Here is a 4204-nt window from a genome sequence, read left to right as displayed (position 1 = left end):
TAGAGCACGCGTATCCATACGTGCTCGGGTCGCAGCTCCTCGGCAAGAGCCACGAGAAGCTGCGCCAGGTTTTTAGGCCCTTCGACCTCACCCTTGAAATCGCTACCCCAGATGCCGGTATCTTGACCGATGAGCACGATTTCCCGGACACCACCCGCTACCAGCTCCTTCGCCTCGGCGATAATACGGTCGGCGGTACGGGAATGGTATCGACCGCGAATATAGGGGATCGCGCAGAAACTGCAGAAACGGTTGCAGCCGTCGGAAATCTTTACATACGCTACCGCGCCCTCGACGGTGCGCTTTACAGACGGTAGGAACGCGGGCTCGCTGCGCTCGATGCCGAGTACGGAGTCGCACACGCGGACGATGCCATCCTCTTCATCCGCACGAACGAAGGCGGCGACCTCCGGAAGCTCGTCAGGGAGGTCGTCACCGTAACGGGAAGGGACGCAGCCGCACATAACGATAGGAACGGAGCGCACGCCGTCGTGGACCTCGTTGGCAAGCGCCAGCGTCGTCTCGATGCTCTCAGACGTCGCGGAGGCCAGGAACGAGCACGTATTGATGATGACCAGATCGGCCTCGTCGACCGAGGCGGCCTCGGAGTAAGAAGCCGCTGTGAGAAGCGATCGCATGCGGTCGGTATCGACCTCGTTCTTCGCGCAGCCGAGCGTCACATATAAAATAGAGCCAAATGCCATGGAATTCCCTTATCGATAGTTCGTGAATTGGAGCGGCTGACCGTAATCCTGGTCACGCAGGAAAGCGATGACCTCCTGCAAGGCATCCTTAGAAGCAGAGGAAACGCGCAGCTTATCAGCTTCGATGGTCACCTTGACCTTGAGCTTGCGGTCCTTAACGTCCTTGTTGATCTTCTTCGCCGTCGGCTGGTCGATACCCTCGACGATACGGCCGAGCACGCGAACCGTGCCGCCCGAAGCGGCTTGGGGAGCATCCCAAGAAATCGCCTTCAAATCGATACCGCGTTTGATGAGCTTGCTATTGAGGATGTCGGTTACCTGGCGGGCGACGAAATCCGCTGGGGCGTTGATGGTAAAGAGCTTATCCGCCTTCGATAGGTCGATCGTGGCACCCGAATCCTTCAGATCGTAGCGCTGCGTGAGCTCGCGAGCCGTCTGCTGGTACGCGTTGTCGACCTCCTGCATATCGACCTGAGAAACCACGTCGAAGCTGGAATCTTTAGCCATGTTCATCTCTCCTTGTTGTTAACGAGCGACGCCGTCCGAAGTGGCGCCGGATTGAGTGTTGCCTTGCACGGTGGAGTTGTCCGTGCGCCGAGCATCTTTATCGGAGGCATCAGCCGTCTCGTCCACCGTTGCCGGATCGGGCTGAGCGGGAGCGTTAATGGTAACGCGACCGACGCCCGAGCTCTTACTGTCATAGCGAATCTTCTCGCCATTCTTCCGAATAACGACATCGGCGGGATTGTCCACGGTGATCTCGATGCTGCTTCCCACGGTATACTCCTGCTCGAAAGGACCGACGGGTGTATCCGAGTAAACGTATTTGCCGTCAAGTTTGACCTCGACCCAGGACGTCTTTCCTTTAGCGATACTAATCGTAACCGTGGTCTCCCCCGTCTGGGAGTCGTCCGAATGAGGGACCGGGGAATCCTGGGGATCTAGATCGGCTGCAGAAGGCTGGGGATCGGCGGGCTCGTCATCGAAGAGGTCGTCCTCGGAATCAGATTCAGCGGAGACCGAGGATGTCGACGGCGCCTGTTGGGCCTGCATATCGGAGTTCGACGGCTGCGATCCGCAAGACCTGAACGCGAAGAGCGCCAACAAGGCAAGCAAGATCAAGACGACGAGGGCGGCCGCAGCCATCAGACGAGGATCGGGACCGGAGGGAGCGGGAACGGGTCGACGGCGGGACGAAGCGCCGTAAGCGGTACGACCGGAACGCTGATCACCAGGCAACGGCATCGGGCGCGATGGACCCTGGCTTCGAGCGAAACCGCCGGCAGGATAGCCCGCTGGATACGGTCGACGTCCCGCGCTGGCCGAACGATCGCGATCGGCAAAACGATCGCGAGGCTGTAGCGAATTCGCACTCCGGCGCTCGGCCGAGGAAGCGGGCAGGGAGCGCTGCTGTCCATAGCGAAGTCGATGTGGAGGACGCTCGGCACGCAGCGAGGAAACAGGTGCGGGCTCATGTAGCGACGTCGATTCCGAAACGTAACCAGCCTGGGGAGGACGCTGCGCATAACGGGAATTCGGAACGCTGTTGACCATATAAAACCGACCAGCGGCGTTATCGCTGTGCGGGCTCGCCTCTGCCACGCTATCGAGAAAGCGACCGGCACCGGTGTTGTTCACGCGCTCGTATAGCTCGAGTTCATCGTAATACGCATCGATGACCTCGCGAGGATTGAGGCCGAGATAACGAGCGTAGCTGGAAATCATGCCCGTAGCATATCCACGAGGTGGCATCGCGTCGAGCCTGCCGAGCTCGAAGTATTCGATCGTCTGCGGCCTCAGCTTGATCTCGTTCGAAACCTGCTGAATCGACATGCCGAGTTCGCGGCGCCGATTCTGCAGCATGGCTCCAAATCGCGAAGACATCACAACCCTCCAAACCCATCTTCTTCAGCCATCTGGGCTTCAAGAGCCTCCAGTTCGGCTAACGACTCGGCATCGAGCAAGACCTCGCGCGGCTTCGAGCCATCCGGAGGACCCACGATGCCCTTCTCTTCGAGCATATCCATAATGCGGCCGGCACGCGCATAGCCAACCTTGAGACGGCGCTGCAATCCCGATGTAGAGCCGAGCTGGGAATCGACGACGATACGCGCGGCATCCCAGAGCAACGGGTCATCTTCCTGGGCCTCGGCCATGCTCGCCGTGGCCCCGCCGCCGATGGCAGCGGGCGTTACCGCAGAAAGAATCTCCTCATGGTAATCGGCGGTCGACTGCTCCTTGACGAAAGACACGACGTCAACGATCTCCTCGTCGGAAACGAAACAGCCCTGGATGCGCTTGGGCTTGCCCCAATCCACACGACTGAACAGCATGTCACCCTGGCCCAAGAGCTTCTCCGCACCCGTTTGATCGAGAATGACGCGAGAATCGATGCCGGTCGCTACGGTGAGTCCGATACGGTTCGTGATGTTCGCCTTGATCAGACCCGTGACGACATTGGAGCTCGGGCGCTGCGTCGCCACGATCATATGGATACCGGCTGCTCGGCCAAGCTGAGCGATGCGAACGATCGAAGCCTCGACGTCCTTGCCCACAACCATCATGAGGTCCGAAAGCTCGTCGATGACGATGACGAGATACGGCATCTTGGCAGGCGGGTTGTCGTAGTGATCGAATTCGCCCGCAGCCTGCTTCTCATTGAATGTCGAGATCTTGCGCACACCGATGCGCTCGAAAATCTTCAAGCGACGTTCCATTTCCGAGACGGCCCACTGCAAGGCACTCGCCGCCTGCTTGGGCTCGGTGACAACGGGAACGTAGAGATGGGGCAAGCCATCGTAGGGAGCGAACTCGACACGCTTCGGATCGATCATGATGAGGCGGACATCCTCAGGGAACGTACGCATGAGCAACGACATGAGGATAGAGCTGATGACCACCGATTTACCCGAACCCGTCGTACCCGCGATGAGCAGGTGCGGCATCTTGGCAAGGTCGGCGACCATCGGGGTGCCCTCCGCATCGCGACCGAGCGCGAACTCGAGCGGACCGCCCTTCACATAGGGAAGGATATCGCCAAACGAAACGTTCTCACGGCTCTTGTTGGGAATCTCGATACCAACGAGCGACGTACCGGGAATCGGCGCGAAGATGCGGACGGAATCGGTAGCCAGCGACAAGGCGATATCATCCTCGAGGTTGGAGATGCGACTGACGCGCTCGCCTTCGCCGGGCTGCACCTTGAACGTGGTAACCGTGGGACCGGAAATCCAGCCCACCACACGTGAATGCAAGCCGAACTCGGCCAAGGTCGACTGAAGCGCACCTGCAGTCTGCTCGAGCTCCTGATGAGAATAGCTCCCAGCAGCCTTGACAGCATTGCGGCGAAGCATCGAGACGGGAGGGAGCTTGCGATCATCAGCATCTCCGCTCGCGCTGGTGGCGGGAGTTGCCTGGACCTCGTCGTCGGACGAAGAGCCCTCGGATTTAGGACGGAGGAACTCGGGAATAACGACCTGGCCGCCGGCGTCGGTGGGAAC

At 59.7% G+C, this 4204-nt stretch carries 4 protein-coding genes; all 4 read right to left on the bottom strand.

The window, feature by feature from the left end; all coding sequences use genetic code 11:
• Positions 1–704 (bottom strand): radical SAM protein (locus tag I2E26_RS02015; RefSeq protein ID WP_195419410.1); only part of this gene is annotated, 704 nt, incomplete at its 3' end.
• Positions 705–713: 9 nt separating this feature from the next.
• Positions 714–1211 carry a YajQ family cyclic di-GMP-binding protein gene (locus I2E26_RS02010; RefSeq protein ID WP_195419409.1) on the bottom strand — a complete coding sequence of 166 codons (498 nt, stop codon included), beginning with the start codon at positions 1209–1211 and terminating at the stop codon, positions 714–716.
• Between the two features lie 18 nt (positions 1212–1229).
• Entirely contained in the window at positions 1230–2588 is a 1359-nt protein-coding gene (locus I2E26_RS02005) for a RodZ family helix-turn-helix domain-containing protein (protein WP_195419408.1), read from the bottom strand.
• On the bottom strand, positions 2588–4204 hold a 1617-nt coding region (locus tag I2E26_RS02000), incomplete at its 5' end, for a DNA translocase FtsK (protein WP_229056337.1). The genes I2E26_RS02005 and I2E26_RS02000, both read right to left, overlap by 1 nt.

This window comes from Collinsella sp. D33t1_170424_A12 (assembly GCF_015554865.1).
Classification (GTDB): Bacteria; Actinomycetota; Coriobacteriia; order Coriobacteriales; family Coriobacteriaceae; genus Collinsella.
This window is presented reverse-complemented; position numbering and strand designations above follow the sequence as displayed.